Source organism: Paraburkholderia aspalathi (assembly GCF_900116445.1).
GTDB classification, from domain to species: Bacteria; Pseudomonadota; Gammaproteobacteria; order Burkholderiales; family Burkholderiaceae; genus Paraburkholderia; species Paraburkholderia aspalathi.
The window spans coordinates 105,617-120,526 of record NZ_FPBH01000024.1; the positions used below are offsets into that span (position 1 = coordinate 105,617).

Consider the following 14,910-nt stretch of genomic DNA (forward strand, 5'->3'; position numbering starts at 1 on the left):
TGTAAACGTGGGGAGGCGCGCTCTGCGCAGAAGGAAGTGCTACGGCACCTGGCGCTCAGGCGAGTCGTGTCTGCTGCCGCGAGGGGCGCTGGTCCGGCAGTGGACGGGCCGCGGTATCTGAATGTCTTCTTTAAGCGGCCTTGCGAATGCACTCGCGGGCGGCGTGCAAGCAATACGAAACGTTGCCGCACCGGTCCATTCGCCAGCGAGTCGATTGGCTATGCTTCAGCCGGCAATCTGTCTTCAAACAACGTGCAGCCGATTATGCCGAGCGCTGCGAGCATCAGGTACATGATATGTAGATGCCGACGCGACGCGAATTCGTATGTGCCATACACCAGGACGACGATGCTAAGCAAGCAAGGAATCACGCTGACGCCATCTGAATCTTTGGAACTCATCGCATATCCAGCCATAAACCAACGGCCTTCCTGGTTAGGCGGCAGCAAGTCAAGGTGACGGTTGACCTGTCGCAGCGGGTAGCGGAAGCATCGTCCGGCATGCCACTCGTCGGGCACGAGTCCGAATCCCCGGCCCAGCACACTTCGTCATGCGCGCGGTGGTCAGTATTTGAGTCTACCCAGCGATAAACGCTACCTCAGCCTTAGCCATTCAAGAACCGACATTGTTGCGCCGTCCGGGTTACGATAGCCAGCAAGACTCGCGGTACCCTGTTAACTGCGTCGCGCGTTGCACTGCCTGGCTCTGCACGTGGTCGTATCGGCAGTGGGATATGTTGACGGCACGGCTGACACTGCGACCGGCTCGGTGCGGATAACATGCAGGGTGCTGTGGCCTTATTGCGCCGGTAATGGACGCGCGTAAATTGACGTCAGGATTGCTGGCGCGCCTATTTTCTCTTTGACACATTGCGGCGCCGCCTGCTGCTCTGGGATGTCCGCTGTGCGAATGACACTGATTCCTCGACAAGCTCCGCGAGAGTATGGTACGCCGGGCTGCTCACGCCAAATACCAACCAATGCCGCATGGGCGCTCGGCCATATGGTTTGAATTGGGAGCAGCCATGGGTCTCCAGTAGCGCGGTAACTCGATTCTCTGGCAGCCTGAGCACTATCTGGTTGTCGTAAACCCCGGCAACCATCGTTGTGCCTATAAAAAAGCCCGGACACCAAAACATCGGGCCCTCCTGCACGTCGTCGTATCGACTGGCTATTATTGCTCGCAACGAGGCGAGCGGGTCACCGGTGTCCTGATTCGGCTTGTGCATCGCATGTCCTCATCGAATCCGGCAGCGCGATTACCCGTGTCGCTCCGCATCCGGGACACGCACCTTCAATGAGCTGCAAACGTGCATGCCCGATGATTGCAGCGAGGCATACCAACAGACCAGTAGTCTTACTGTGTCATATAATTAGTTGCGCAGTCTATTGCCGTACAGGAACAGTGCCAACGTTGCGTGAGCCGTAGTCCAAGCAGGATACGCAACGTGGTAATGGAATCAGGAACGTGGCGTTGAGCGCGCTGGACTGCCCCGTGGGATGTAATCCGGGGGAAGAGCAGGCAGCGTGCGTTCGAGGAAGTTTTTTTTATCGCGCACATCTGATTGCATCCTGAGTCGCTGAGCCATCAGAAACCCATATGCAGCGATACTCAGTGTGGCGTGGTGGTGAAAGCCACGCCAGCCTCGCCCTTCGTAGTGACCGAGCCCGAACTCCTGTTTCAGGTCCTGATAGTCGCGCTCGATGCGCCAGCGCATCTTGGTCACGAACACAAGCTGCTCAAGTGTCGCCTCCTCGGGGGCGGTAGTGAGAAAGTATTTGAGCGGTTCTGTATCTCCATCAGGCCATTCAATGAGCAGCCATTCTTCGTCGCGAACGGTACTTCGCCAATAGTCGCGATGTGCGGGACGAACCCGTACTGCGGCAAAGCGAGAGGAAAGTGCTGCGTTGCTGCCTTCACGCCAGGTGACAGTTTGCCAGGCGTTCACGGGTAACTGCATGGCCAGCTCCTTCACCGCGAGCGGTTCGTGACCGGGCGCACGGCGCAACAATGTCGGTGGCTTGCCGCGCCCGCTCCGGGGCTTGGGCGGAAGCGGCGTCGTACCGGGTGCCCACACAGAGGTCCCCGGCCGGATCCCTACCGCATACAACAAACCCAGTTCAGTTACGCCATCCCGAAACGCGGTTTCGTCGCCGTACCCGGCATCGGCTAGCACGATGCCCGGTGCAACGCCGGACGCTATAGCCTCGCGAAGTTGGGTCAATGCAATCTGGGGCTTGGTCTCGAAGGTCAGACCGTCAGGAATACCCGCACGACCGGCACGCTCCCTGTCGTCAATCCATTCCTTGGGGACATACAGCTGCCAGGCAATCGGCAGGCTGCCGCGTTGCGTCGCGATCGACAGGCTCACGGCGACCTGACAGTTGTCCTGTTTGCCGAGCTGCCCACAGTACTGACGTGCCACCCCGACCGAATGACGCCCCTTCTTTGGAAAACCGGTGTCGTCAATGATCCAGTAGTAGCCGGTTTCTTCAGCAGCGTGCGCGCCTAACGCGGGCATCACCCATTCGCGTACCCGCTGCAAGACCGCCCGGTCAGACCATTCTGCCTTGGCCACGAAGTGGTGGAGTGACTGGTGCTTCGCACTCGCGTGAAGTGGGTCGATATGCGCGGCCATCGGCTCGACGCTCTTGCGCGACAACGGCAATACCAGCCCCGAACAGTAGCCCTTGAGACCAGCATGGCGATCGGCGTGCCCTAACGCCTGCGCCAGATGGTTCAGATACGCGTCAAACTCGTCGACATCTTCTCTCATCGCGATCGCCAGGAATCTGTATTATTCAATAGTACCAGGTATCGCTTTGCCGCGAATAGTTTTGTGACACAGTAAGAGTAGAGCCCTGTCGATTGTGACGTGTATCAGTTAGCGTTGAAGTCGGCCGTTGAGCTGGCACCATGATGGTAGGAGCCTCCAACGAAGTCCCCGGAATGTGCGCAGTCGCGGTGGTCCTCCTGCGGGCGCCCGTATCCGCGCACCATTTTCGAAACGCCTGTCACGTGAGGAAATCTCAAGCTCTGCCGCCACGAATTGGCTGTTCATGGACGATAGGCAAGTGGTCGAAACGGGCAACCAGTAGCCCAACCTTGATTATCCTCAGCTCGCCGACGGCCGTTGCGGATATGGCTGGCCACGCATGCACGGTTTTAGACGCGCGAACATTGGACGACAGCGTCGGGGCCGAAAGCTTGAGATTGCTGTGCTCTATTGCAGACAGGTACGCATAGCATCTACAGGCCGTATCGGCACTCTCCGTCCTGCATCAAAAAAACGTCGCCGGTAGGTACTCTAGCGGCTCAACAGGGGGATATTTTTGGATGCTCGCAGAGCAAAATTAAGCCAGCCTTAAAACGGACCCTGCGTTGAGCATGTTTTTCAGATTTTCGGATTTCTATATGGTATTCGGATTGCGGCAGAGGGCCTCGATGCGGACAGGACGAATGACGTCATGCCGCGCTATAGTGGGCAAGACCTGCCACAAATCGATAGAGCGCGCCGTGCCGCGTGCGATTAAGCAATGCGGACACTCCCTTGCTGCAATGGGTGCGTTTTTGTGGCGAACGTCGAGCGCGCAGTCACCCGCAGGTTAGTGATGAGAATACAGCGAAGGTCTCAAAGCCATCGCCGGACTGACTGTTTGCGACGAACCGCTGGCAGTTGGGCCGTACCCCGAGATGTCGAATGCCGTTGCGGGTTTTGACGACGCAGGAGCCGTTTTTGGATATTGCGAGTTTGATTGATGTACCAGGCCTTCCTGCTCGGCGGTGACGAGCTGGGCGCGTACTTCTGCACGCGTCAAGGGGCCGTTTGTTTGCTGAGCGAATGACATTGCCGGAATGGCCAGAGCGGACGCAATGATGATGGCAGACACGAGCGTTTTCATTGATGGTTCTCCAAAAATATTTGGTCGATCGATCGGTCGGCAGGCTGGGGCGCATGTCGTTGTCTGGACGACAAACCTGGTGGGAGAGCTTCTCCCAAAGCCCCCGAGTGACCAGTTCTCATACGGACCGATGCACTATGTTCCGCGATGGTCCCTGGGACGGAACCATCGCCTCTTGAAACGTTTGCCCATCCGTCAGTCTTGACGGCAGCGAGTGGCACCAATTGCAACGTGATGCTTGTTTGTAGTGGGCGCTGACGTTTCGTCTGGTGCCTGCATTCAGAATAGGCAGATATCCTTAACTCCTCCTTAACGCAACTTGAGCGTTGAAGAGGCGCTAACGTATCGAGCGCTGTCGAGTGTTAAGTATCCCTTAAGCCAAATGCATGCAGCATTCTGTCGGCGAGACCTCATGCCAGTGGAAAGGGCGGATGGCGTTGCGTGTGCTCGATGCTGTGCGAACAATTAGCGGATCGGTTATCACAAGCTCTGGTGGCTAAGTTTCCAGGCGGTTCGGCGAGGCGCATTTCCCATTCGCCGTGCCGTGGCCATTCTGTCGTGTGTTCGTGCGAGAAGAATCTGCTGTTCGAACGTCGGACGCGGCGCCTTCCTTTTCCGGCTCTGATTCAGTCAAAAATGAATACTCAAAACACAGTAAGCTTCCGCGACACGCCGGCCCGCTATGACGCGGTTTCGCGAGTACTTCATTGGCTCAGCCTGCTGCTTCTGGTGACGCAGTTCAGCCTGGGATGGTTGATGCCGGACGCTGATTCAGTGAAGACCCCGGCTGGTCTGGTCGCATGGCACGTTGGCATTGGGACGTCGCTACTGGCCGTATTCGCCGCAAGGTTTGTATGGGTTGCAATTCGCCGCTCTCCAGATCCGGTCGACCAGCATGGCGTGTTGCGGTTTCTGGCGGCGGCGTTTCACGTTTCCATGTACGCGCTTCTGTTGCTCGTTCCCCTGCTCGGATGGCTGAACGCAAGCGGCCGAGGCTGGGTTGTCAGGTTGGCCGGCGTATGGGATATGCCACAGCTTGCGACGCCAGACTCGTTGGGGGCGTCCATCGGCGAGTGGCACAGCACAAGCGCCACGGTTCTTCTAATACTGATTGGGTTGCACGTGTTCGCTGTTCTCGTGCATCAAATCGGATTCAAGGACCGCCTGCTTCGACGAATGCTGTAGGTGCCGCGGGAAATTGCCTCGAAGTCTGACAATGTTCCCGTCTTTCGCTGACGTTGCTCGCCGTTGTATCTGACGGAGTGGTGCGATTCTGAGCCTGTGCGTCCTATGGCAGAGTTGCTGTCGCATCCCCGACAATTTCTGCGTTCGGAAATGTTTGTTAGACAGCCTGCGTGCGTCCTCCGACGTCCGCATAAGAAATCCTTAAGCTTGCGTGATGCACACTCTTCAGTCGAGGAGACCACGCATGCGCTTACTATTAGTCGAAGACGACGCCATGATTGCCGAGAGCGTTCTGGACGCATTGAGGGGTCTCGGTCATGCAGTCGATTGGGCAGAAGATGGGCGGGCAGGGGAACTGGCGCTCGGAAACGACGTGTACGACCTTGTCCTGCTGGACTTGGGACTGCCGAAGCTCGACGGTCTGACCGTGTTGAGAGGGTATCGCGCGAGCGGCGGTGGTGCCGCGGTCATCATCATGACGGCGCAGGATGCTGTGACGGACCGAATTTCGGGGCTGGACGCCGGCGCAGATGACTATCTCATCAAGCCATTCGATTTGAATGAGCTGGCTGCTCGGGTACGCGCGCTACTTCGGCGACGCGTTGGGCAATCCCGGCCTGTGTATTCTCACGGCGCACTCGTCCTGGACGAGGTATCGTGCGAAGTCACGCTCCGCGGCGTTCCTGTTCATCTCGTCGCACGCGAGTTCAGCCTGCTGCGCGCGCTTATCGATGAACCCGGCAAGGTGTTCAGCAAAACAGAGCTGGAAGAGAAGCTCTACGGCTGGAACGAGGAGATAGGGAGCAATACTATCGAGGTACACGTTCACAACCTCAGAAAGAAGCTGGGTGCCGAACAGATTATGACCATTCGAGGCATCGGCTATCGACTGGCGGGGGCCGAATGAGGTCGGTACGCACACAACTCCTGGTGGGCCTGATTCTGGGGCTCGGCGCAATGAGCGCTCTTGCGGGATACGGCATCTTCCGAAGCGCGCTGGAAGAGGCGAACGAGCTTTTTGATTATGAACTGCGTACCGTCGCCATCTCTTTGCCGCAGTCGGTGGCCGATACAAAATTGGCGAATAAAGAGTCTGGCGACTTCGAGGGATTACAGGACGACCGCGTCGTCATCCAGATTTGGGATACATCTAACCTTCTGACCTATGAATCCCTCCCAAGCGTAAAGCTGCCACGCCAGCACGCGGGGTTTCAGTCCACCGAAGTGGGCGAGCGTCATTATCGGGTTTTCGGTCTACAGCAGGCATCGCGTTTTGTTCAGGTTGGACAACCTATGTCCGTCCGTGACGATTCGGCCTTGACACAGGCGTCAAGGACGCTTTGGCCATTATTGGCGATTCTGCCGCTCGAAATCGCCCTGGTCTTGCTGGTTGTGAAGCGGGCGTTGCGGCCAGTCACTGTTATCTCCAGGTCTTTGGCAGCTCGTTCGATTGAAACGTTGGCACCCATCGATATGGCCAATGCCATACCGACGGAAGTCGAGCCACTGGTTGAGGCATTGAATGACCTGCTGGTACGTCTCGACAGGGCATTGCAAGCGCAGCGCGTGTTTGTTGCGGACGCGGCACATGAACTTCGAACTCCGTTGACGGCGCTGAAGCTCCAGATTCAGGTTGCACGACGGGACCACGCGAAACTGAGCGATGAGGACCTGCTGCGCAAACTGGAGGATAGGGTGAATCGCGCAATCCATCTCGTCCAGCAGTTGCTGACCCTTGCCCGTGAAGATGCCGAGGCCAGCGCGCGTGCAGGAAATGCCGACCTTCGCCGTGTTGCCACCCAGGTAGTCGGCGAACTTTCCGTGCTGGCAGAACACAAGGGAATTGACATAGGTCTGGAATGTACCGGTCCAGCGGCGATGGAAAGCCGAATCGTCGTGAAAGGGGACGAGACCTCACTGACAACGATGGTCACGAATCTCGTCGACAATGCCATTCGGTACACCCCACCTGGCGGGCGGGTCGATGTTCGACTTTACACGAACGATGCCGAAGTAACGCTGGAGGTTGTCGACGACGGACCTGGCATACCGGCGGCCGACCTTGAACGCGTGTTGGACCGGTTCTATCGTGCAGGAAACACAACTGGACAGGGCAGTGGGCTCGGATTAGCCATCGCAGCAAAGGTGGCGGCGAAGCATCACGCCGGGTTTTCTGTGGTGAATCGGACGAGTGGGCACGGGCTGAAGGTCTCTGTAAGTGGACTGCGCCGTGCTCCTGTAGACAATCCTGCTGTTGCAGCGCGGTCGTCGAGTGCGCGCCTTGAACCGGGCTGGCGCACGCACACGTGACGGATGCTATGCACCTGGTTTTCGCAGTTCCGGACGATGGCACGTTACCGGTAGCCAAAGGTCAATACCCCGAGCTACATGCGCCGCGCCTATTCCAGGCCAATAGCGAGAGGCGCAACCCTTCAGGGCGTTTCGTCGCTGCATAAGGTGCTCTTAAGGAGGGGCTGCTAATTTCCGTGCGAGCAGGGCGGTAGCTGAATTCCGTTTCTAACGTTCGAGACGCCCGCATGTCGCTCTGTTTCGTTTGTTCGTCCACGCAGGTGGTTAACGCCGCTGGCAGAGTTCGGCATAGTCTCGTTTTGCCGAAGGAGCTATGCCATGACCACCTTTTTCGTGCCCGGAAGCGATTCCGGGCCTTCTTTTTCGTGCCGGCGCGTAGGCGCTATTACCTTTATCGAGACGCAGGCACAGGCGGATTCGATATGTATGGTTGCGAGCGCCATCGTATGCGTCCAGCTTGATGACCAGGCATCCGTGATGTATCGGTGCGTTCGTGGAGTGTGGCTCGAGCGGGCAGATTTCTTGAACCCGATACGATACTGCAGATGACTGTGGACAAGGTCGCTGGCCGCCTCGGCCGAGGAACGAACATGTCGGAGAAACATATTTAGAGAAAATTGGATGTCGACCTCAACCTGCTTTCAAGCCGGTTGTTCGAAATGGGTGGCCTCGTGGAATCCCAGATTGCATTCGCAATGGAGGCATTGAACACGTTCGATTTGCCACTTGTTGAACAGGTCCTCGAGGGCGAACGCCGCCTCAATGCGATGGAAATAGAAACCGACGAAGAAGTTTGCAACATCATCGCTCGTCGACAACCGGCCGCACGTGACCTGCGACTTCTGATGGCCGCGTCGAAGTGCATCACAAATCTTGAGCGTGCAGGTGACGAGGCCCGGAAGATTGCGAAGCGGACGCGCCGCGTTGCACTGGAAACCAACGCACGGAGCATCAGCATCGCGGAAATCAAGATTTCCGGCGAAATGGCCTTACACATTCTTCGCAGAGCGCTGGATGCATTTGCGCGGATGGATACCGTTGCCACAGCGCAGATTATCAAGGATGACGAAGCCATCGACAATGAGTTTCGAGCCTTCATGCGCAAGCTTGTGACGTACATGCTGGAAGACCCTCGGACAATCTCGATTGGACTGGATTACCTGTTTATTGCGAAGTCCATCGAGCGAATTGGTGACCACTCGACCAATATCGCTGAGTTGGTTGTCTACGTGGTTAGCGGCACCGATATTCGCCATGTACCCCGGGGACCAGCTTGGACGCGACCCTGATTCGACGTGCGTGCCGTAGGTCGAGCAGTGCCTGAGTGCCCGCTCGTCCGGGTCTCGGTGCCCAGTTTGTCACATCCTCGCCGGCCCTAGGCGTCGTAGCATCTCGGTACCCTCCAATGTCAATCTGAATTCGGCGTTCTCGGATGTCGTGGACACGACTTCCACCAAGTGTTCCTGTTGAAGGGTCGCTACATCGGGGTCTGCGAGCGCCACCTGTCCAGGCGCGCTGAACAGCACAAACAACATCGCAATCTCATGGTGGCTAAGAAGCTTCTTCATGATGTGCCTCAATAACTGTTACGCACATGGAGTTCGGTCAACACGCGAATTGAGGAACCAGGAAGGTGGTTATGCCCCTTGTACGCTATGACGGAATATAGCGAGGCCGCGTGACAACGATTTGATAACGACGCCGACTGGCAGCGACCTATAGGTGGCGGTGGATAGTAGGCTTTCCATCATGAATGACTGGATGAGCGGTTTGGCGCTGTCGCAGACAGCGCCTGGTAGTGGGGAAAAAAGCGGACCCGGCGGAGCTCCGGGTCCCAAAGTCGGCCCTGAGTAATGGCGGAGGGTCGACCAGCCGTTCTGGACATCTGTTGATTGCAACTGCCTGTGACTGCACTGGACTCGTTTGCTTCTACCAGGAATATATCCGCGACCGGGTGGACGTCGATTGAGCGGTCATGCGAAGTATTGGGACCTATGTCGACGCGGTCGTCGATAAGGTTTGCGCAATGTACTCGACGGCGCTTAAGCCAGACTTAAATTTGGTGCAACGTCGAGTGGTCTGCTATGCGATGCGGATGAGCTTCCGCACCCTGACAAAGTCCCCGTTGAAGCAGTCGCTTGGGACTGTACACGGCAAAAGCCGAGCGGAAGCGAGGCTGTCAAGAGGGATTTCTACCGACCTGGAAGCGGCCGAGCCCATCAGAGCGCACCCGCGTGTAGCATCACTCCGCTGAAGACGAACGGCGCGGCACCAGGTTGTTAGAAAGCGGGACGGTCAACGCACGGCGTGTGTCCATGAGGCGTGACGTAGAAACTTCGACGCGTGCCGAAGCATCGATTGTTGGTCGCTTAGCCGAGTTCGTTGGCGAACCTGCCATCTAAGCCTTTGGCGACCACGTGGCCGTGAAAAGCGCTCCCGTAACTATTCCGACTGCGGTGAGCGCCAGATAGGCCATATGCAAGTGCTGATGCAATGCAAGTCCACGCGTGCCGTACGTCAGGATGCCCAGGCTGGTAAGACATGCGAGGGCTCTTACGGGAAACTCGGTTGTTGAACGCATTGTTTCGCTCCTCCAGCGGCACAGCAACTCCGCCGGCGCGGCGGAAGTTATGCCATTCATCTATGGTGTTGAAAACGCAGACGCCTCCCGCGACGCTACGCTCTGCCGCCTGTATCCGCGCGCTGCACGGAAGCACGCTGCGTCTGGCAGGCGTACGCGGAGCGCGACGTCATGCGCGCGCTTCGTAGAATACTAAAACAGCAATAGCGCGAATAGCTGCTGAAATCCCTCGGTGGCACAGAAGTCAGTACCCGTTCGGCGCAGAACCCTACGGCCAAATTTCTGTTGCAATGCATCAGTTTCTGAACTATCTGCTGCGCCACACGGCTTCTGGAATAAAGGAGTGGGTTTGCACTGCGATGCAGTGAAGGTTGACAGCGGAGATTTCCGTGGACCTGAGGTTCTCGTGGGGGTGGTACTTTCTAGCGCTCCTTGCTGTGATGGCGCTAAGTCTCGGGCTGACGACACTTCGAGCTGGGGATACTGACAAGGAAAAGCGCGGTGAGCACGATGACGAATGAGGTGCGAAGTTTCTTTGCAAAAAGTGCCCTCTAGGGTTTAGGCGTCGCGCGCTCCGCAAGGGAGCGCGCTTGAGGCCTCGAACTTATTCAGCGATTGGCTTGCCGGCAGTGTCTTTCACTTTCGTGCTCCACTGCGAGCGGATTTCGGTAACAACGGATTGCGGCAGGGAAATGTAATCCAGGTCCTGAGCAGCCTGGTCTCCGTTCTTGAATGCCCAGTCGAAGAACTTCAGCGTTTCCTTGCCTTGGTCAGGCTTTTCCTGCGCGGTGTGCAACAGTACAAAGGTAGCGCCGACAACCGGCCACGCATCCTTGCCCGGTTCATTCGTCAGGATTTGGTAGAACGACTTCGACCAGTTGGCGCCGGCAGCGGCTGCCTTGAACGTTTCCGTCTCTGGCTGAACCACAGCACCGGATGCATTTTTCATTGCGGTGTAGACCATATGGTTCTGCTTCACGTATGCCCACTCGACGTAGCCAAGGGCGCCCGGGAGGCGCTGGACGAAAGCGGCCACGCCGTCGTTACCCTTGCCGCCGGTACCCGTCGGCCAGCTGACGGTCGTGCCTTCGCCAACCTTGCTCTTCCACTCCGGATTGGCTTGCGACAGATAGTGCGTCCAGATGAAGCTCGTGCCAGAGCCGTCAGCGCGACGGACAACAGCGATATCTGTGTCGGGGAGCTTAACTCTGGGGTTCAAAGCGGCGATGGCCGGGTCATTCCACTTTTTGATTTTGCCCAGGTACATGTCGCCGAGCACTTCGCCAGACAGAGTCAACTCGCCCGGCTTTATGCCAGGAAGATTTACTACCGGCACCACGCCGCCCACCACGGTTGGGAACTGGAACAAGCCGTCTTTCGCCAGTTCGTCGTCCTTCAAGGGGGCGTCTGACCCGGCGAAGTCGACCGTCTTGGCGATGATTTGTTTGATACCGCCCGAGGAGCCGATGCCCTGATAGTTAACCTTGCCGCCATTTGCCTTCTGAAAGGCGTCTGCCCACTTGGCGTAGATAGGTGCGGCAAACGTGCTGCCCGCACCCGTGATGTCGGTGGCGTGGGCCGCGACGACGAAGAGCGCGCCGGTCAGGCCGGCAATCGCGGTTTGCATGAGTCTCATGTGTGCTCCAGCGTGTGGTTGTAGGAAAAGGTCGCCCGAAAATAGACCCGATTGATGTCAAGAATGTGACGGGGTGTCCGCGCTCGAATGCATGGGACGGCGATGCTCTGGTGAGCCCGGCGCAAGGTCTGGCTCGAAGTCTCGTAAATTGTTCTGCGACTGACGGCTGGGGTTGTCGCGGTGTGAAAGAGTTGCCTGTTTTTAAAGGTGCTTACACTGTGAGCCATAAGATTTTCAAATCTGAGGTCACGTTTGAATGTATCCGATGCGCGATGTAGGAAGCAAAGAACAGTGGCAGCAATCGGGCTGCCTGCTATCTAGTAGCCAAGGAGCAGGGTGAACCGCCCCGGATTTGGTGGAGGCTCCAACTCTCGAGAAAATGGAGCCATGAACAAGTCGAACAAATTTTCTGCTGAAGTCCGGGAACGTGCAGCGCGCATGGTGCAAGAGCATCGGGGCGAGTATCAGCCGAACGGCGCAAAAAATTAATCAGTGCCCCGGCTGCTTCATTTGCAACACTCCTACTGCTTACGCAGCTTCTAGTATGTTGCATCCACCGGTTGAATCCGCCGCCTACGACCTGCCGTTTTGCTACGTCTCGCGACTGTAGGTTCATGGACGATTGTTGTCGGATGAGCGTGCGAACCGGGATTGCTGACAGTCGGCTACAGCACCATACAAAGCGTGCGGATGTTCCGTGACAGCAGCCCAATAGCGGTCTCCATAGGACCAATGCCACCACTCGAACGGGTAGTTTACGAATCCAACGGAACCCAAAGCTTTAAAAAGTATCCGGCGATGTTTGGATGCTTCGGGCGAGAGTTGTTCAAAATGAGAAAGGCATGCGCCATTCGACGCTTTCTCGTCCTGGTCGTATGCGCATCCCAAGTCCAGCTCATATCCTCGCAGATCACAAAGCGTAAGATCGACCGCACCTCCGGTCGGATGTCCTGCAACGGAAGGTGGTGCAACAAACCGCGCAGCTAGCGCAACGGCGTCGCCTTCTGGCAGTTCGGGGTTAGCCTCCAGAATGCTCCGCAGATATTCACTAAACCACAATGCCTGCAGGTTCTGTGGGCGAAGTGATTCCTTAACAAGGAACGCATAGTTATCGGGAATTTTGAGGACCGCTTCGACGAGTTTGCGACCAACCGTCTCGCGTATAAAAAAGGAAAGCTCGTAAGCGAGGGCGTCGGCGTTCTCCTTTGAGCTATCGACAATAATTCGCGCGTTCAAACCGTCGAGCGGGATTAAACGCTCTCCGTTGTCGATCAATGGAATCTGGCAAATCTTCGGATCGGCTAGAGTCAACATGGAGATTTTTTTCAGAAATTTCAGTGCGGGTGTCGGCTGCATTACCCACGTCGAAGGCTTCGACATAAACAGGCGCACAAGGTTTCGCTGAATCGTCCACGCTCAGACCAGTGCCGTTTGCGTCAAACAACGCACGCGAAGGAACGCCACTTTGTCGACGATCGCCGGGGGGGCGATGTCGAACGTCTGAAATTCAGCGGCCCCGCTCCGATGTTGACCTCGATCGACCGTTACTCGGAGAAGGCGTACATGTATAGCCCGACGCATTGCTGACTGTCGAGATGCAGCGACATCATTGATCCAATGTGAAGCGTAGCAGGGAATCAGAACGTAGGCGTATGATGCAAACTTGCCTCGCACGCATCCTTCTGTCCGAGCAGATCGCACCTAGTGTCATGTCACCTCATAACAGTCTGGCTATAGACCCCAGATAATATCCGCATTCTGCCGCAGTGCCTCGCGCATCATATCAAGCAGCGGCCATGCCCGCCGCGCAAGTCCACCGCGATAGTCGTCCGCGTCATAGTTGCGCCCATTCGGCGAATGGTACAGTGATTCGAGCGCGGTTTCCGCATGAGCTTCTTCAGTAATCGCTGCTTCAAGGCGAGCGATTGCGTGAGGCAATTCGTCATGCTGAATTACGCCGCGTGCACCGACATGCTTGCCGATGAGGGTCAGCAGGTATTCAGCGAGGTTCCTGAGCATGACGACGTCCGGTGCGGCAGGTGATTGAAAAGTGACCAGCATGATGTAACCTCCTGTTTGTGGTCCGCAGCGCTTCGATGTGCACGAAATTCACTCTTGCGCCATACCAAAGTGTGCCCACGAAAGCTGGACGGAAGGCCATCAAATGCACGCGGTCGCTGTAGACCGTTTGCGGTCGTCCCGGATATCGCTTGCGCGACGGCTACATGGCGCCGGTGACGTATTACTGAGGGCCTTCCGGATGGCTGGCTACCGTGTGTCGGGGGCGGAACTTGGTGTTTCGACGGACGCACGCAGTCTTCCTGATTCATTGTGGCGTGCGCCTCAGGTGTCCCTGGTCCAGGTCCAGTCATAAGAAGGCCCATCTATATTTTATGTCACATAGTGATAGATTCAAGATGAACCTTCATCGCCCGCTGTGTGCCTGATGCGGGCGAGCTTGGCTTTCTGTCAAGATGCGGCGGTATGTCACCATATATCCGTCGAAAGATTGCGGTTCCCTATAAAAAATGATTGACGCTTCGCATTCGACCTATCCGCCGTTGAACACGCTCAAGCGTATCGCGGAGAATCTCTGGATCGTCGACGGTCCGATTATCCGGTTTGGCATGCCCTGGCCAAAGATGCCGTTTCCTACCAGAATGACCGTCATCCGTCTGGCAGGTTCGCGTCTCTTCATTCATTCACCGACACGCCTGACAGTCGAACTCAGGACCGAGATCGAGCGCATCGGCGAACCGCGATGGATTGTCGGACCAAACCGCCTTCACTATTGGTCAATACCGGAGTGGCGAGCTGCGTTCCCGGAGGCGTTTGTTTATCTGGCGCCGGGTATCAACGAACAGGCGAGCGATCACATCAGATTTCACGGCCTGCCGTTGGACGGTAGCCGCAATTACGAATGGGATACAGAACTGGCGACACTTCCGGTTGCCGGCAGCTATATGACCGAAGTTGAGTTTTTCCACTACTCGAGTCGAACACTGATTCTGACCGATCTCATCGAGAATTTCGAGCCACGGAAGCTTAAATCATTCGCGATGCGTACGTTGACGCGCCTTGGGAGTGTGCAGGATCCGGACGGGCAGATGCCGCGTGATATGCGGTTGACATTCATAGGGCGACGGCAGGAGCTCAGGGCGGCGATCGAGAAGATGATTCGGTGGAACCCTGAGAGAGTCATTCTTTCGCATGGCCGCTGGTATGAGAAAGACGGGGTGAACGAGTTACGGCGCTCATTCCGCTGGTTACTGGACTAGGTTTTCTTCCCGGATTGC

12 protein-coding genes and 1 pseudogene are annotated in these 14,910 nt (G+C 56.8%); 5 read left to right on the forward strand and 8 right to left on the reverse strand.

Annotation, left to right across the window (positions count from 1 at the left end; all coding sequences use genetic code 11):
- Nucleotides 1–218: 218 nt before the first annotated feature.
- The 4 genes from BM438_RS30535 to BM438_RS30550 form a co-directional block, all read right to left on the reverse strand.
- Nucleotides 219–518: a hypothetical protein gene (locus tag BM438_RS30535; protein ID WP_143131785.1), complete on the reverse strand. Its 300-nt coding sequence runs from the start codon at nt 516–518 to the stop codon at nt 219–221.
- Nucleotides 519–850: 332 nt separating this feature from the next.
- On the reverse strand, nt 851–1,228 hold the full coding sequence (locus BM438_RS47070; protein ID WP_093642393.1) for a TfoX/Sxy family protein: 378 nt from the start codon (nt 1,226–1,228) through the stop codon (nt 851–853).
- A gap of 231 nt (nt 1,229–1,459) precedes the next feature.
- Entirely contained in the window at nt 1,460–2,776 is a 1,317-nt protein-coding gene (locus BM438_RS30545; RefSeq protein ID WP_093642396.1) for an IS701 family transposase, read from the reverse strand.
- A gap of 829 nt (nt 2,777–3,605) precedes the next feature.
- Complete coding sequence (locus BM438_RS30550) at nt 3,606–3,902, reverse strand: DUF4148 domain-containing protein (RefSeq protein ID WP_093642399.1); 297 nt, start codon at nt 3,900–3,902, stop codon at nt 3,606–3,608.
- Nucleotides 3,903–4,352: 450 nt separating this feature from the next.
- Between BM438_RS30550 and BM438_RS30555 the strand changes: the two genes are divergently transcribed.
- The 4 genes and pseudogenes from BM438_RS30555 to phoU all read left to right on the forward strand — a co-directional run bounded on the left by BM438_RS30555 (nt 4,353) and on the right by phoU (nt 8,705).
- The gene (locus BM438_RS30555; RefSeq protein ID WP_244179499.1) at nt 4,353–5,087 is read left to right on the forward strand and encodes a cytochrome b; all 735 of its coding nucleotides are present in this window, start codon (nt 4,353–4,355) and stop codon (nt 5,085–5,087) included.
- Between the two features lie 244 nt (nt 5,088–5,331).
- Entirely contained in the window at nt 5,332–5,994 is a 663-nt protein-coding gene (locus BM438_RS30560; protein ID WP_093642405.1) for a response regulator, read from the forward strand.
- Nucleotides 5,995–6,044: 50 nt separating this feature from the next.
- Nucleotides 6,045–7,397 carry an ATP-binding protein gene (locus BM438_RS30565; protein ID WP_341865793.1) on the forward strand — a complete coding sequence of 451 codons (1,353 nt, stop codon included), beginning with the start codon at nt 6,045–6,047 and terminating at the stop codon, nt 7,395–7,397.
- Nucleotides 7,398–8,056: 659 nt separating this feature from the next.
- Nucleotides 8,057–8,705, forward strand: a pseudogene (gene phoU, locus BM438_RS30575) (phosphate signaling complex protein PhoU).
- A gap of 50 nt (nt 8,706–8,755) precedes the next feature.
- Here phoU and BM438_RS30580 read toward each other — a convergent pair.
- The 4 genes from BM438_RS30580 to BM438_RS30600 form a co-directional block, all read right to left on the reverse strand.
- Nucleotides 8,756–8,965, reverse strand: coding sequence for a hypothetical protein (locus BM438_RS30580; protein ID WP_093642413.1), 210 nt, complete (start codon nt 8,963–8,965; stop codon nt 8,756–8,758).
- A gap of 1,617 nt (nt 8,966–10,582) precedes the next feature.
- Nucleotides 10,583–11,614 (reverse strand): phosphate ABC transporter substrate-binding protein PstS, encoded by a 1,032-nt coding sequence (pstS, locus tag BM438_RS30590; protein WP_093642420.1) that lies wholly within the window; start codon nt 11,612–11,614, stop codon nt 10,583–10,585.
- A 612-nt stretch (nt 11,615–12,226) separates the two neighbouring features.
- Entirely contained in the window at nt 12,227–12,970 is a 744-nt protein-coding gene (locus BM438_RS30595) for a M15 family metallopeptidase (protein ID WP_167378492.1), read from the reverse strand.
- A 375-nt stretch (nt 12,971–13,345) separates the two neighbouring features.
- Nucleotides 13,346–13,675 carry a DUF1840 domain-containing protein gene (locus tag BM438_RS30600; RefSeq protein WP_093642424.1) on the reverse strand — a complete coding sequence of 110 codons (330 nt, stop codon included), beginning with the start codon at nt 13,673–13,675 and terminating at the stop codon, nt 13,346–13,348.
- 467 nt (nt 13,676–14,142) lie between these two features.
- Between BM438_RS30600 and BM438_RS30605 the strand changes: the two genes are divergently transcribed.
- On the forward strand, nt 14,143–14,892 hold the full coding sequence (locus BM438_RS30605) for a DUF4336 domain-containing protein (protein ID WP_093642427.1): 750 nt from the start codon (nt 14,143–14,145) through the stop codon (nt 14,890–14,892).
- Nucleotides 14,893–14,910: the final 18 nt, after the last annotated feature.

Coding starts and splice junctions, on each gene's coding strand:
- BM438_RS30605 (WP_093642427.1), top strand. CDS start 14,143: ATGATTGACGCTTCGCATTCGACCTATCCGCCGTTGAACACGCTCAAG.
- BM438_RS30580 (WP_093642413.1), bottom strand. CDS start 8,965: ATGAAGAAGCTTCTTAGCCACCATGAGATTGCGATGTTGTTTGTGCTG.
- BM438_RS30600 (WP_093642424.1), bottom strand. CDS start 13,675: ATGCTGGTCACTTTTCAATCACCTGCCGCACCGGACGTCGTCATGCTC.
- BM438_RS30545 (WP_093642396.1), bottom strand. CDS start 2,776: ATGAGAGAAGATGTCGACGAGTTTGACGCGTATCTGAACCATCTGGCG.
- BM438_RS30555 (WP_244179499.1), top strand. CDS start 4,353: ATGCTGTGCGAACAATTAGCGGATCGGTTATCACAAGCTCTGGTGGCT.
- BM438_RS47070 (WP_093642393.1), bottom strand. CDS start 1,228: ATGCACAAGCCGAATCAGGACACCGGTGACCCGCTCGCCTCGTTGCGA.
- BM438_RS30565 (WP_341865793.1), top strand. CDS start 6,045: ATGAGCGCTCTTGCGGGATACGGCATCTTCCGAAGCGCGCTGGAAGAG.
- BM438_RS30550 (WP_093642399.1), bottom strand. CDS start 3,902: ATGAAAACGCTCGTGTCTGCCATCATCATTGCGTCCGCTCTGGCCATT.
- pstS (WP_093642420.1), bottom strand. CDS start 11,614: ATGAGACTCATGCAAACCGCGATTGCCGGCCTGACCGGCGCGCTCTTC.
- BM438_RS30595 (WP_167378492.1), bottom strand. CDS start 12,970: ATGCAGCCGACACCCGCACTGAAATTTCTGAAAAAAATCTCCATGTTG.
- BM438_RS30560 (WP_093642405.1), top strand. CDS start 5,332: ATGCGCTTACTATTAGTCGAAGACGACGCCATGATTGCCGAGAGCGTT.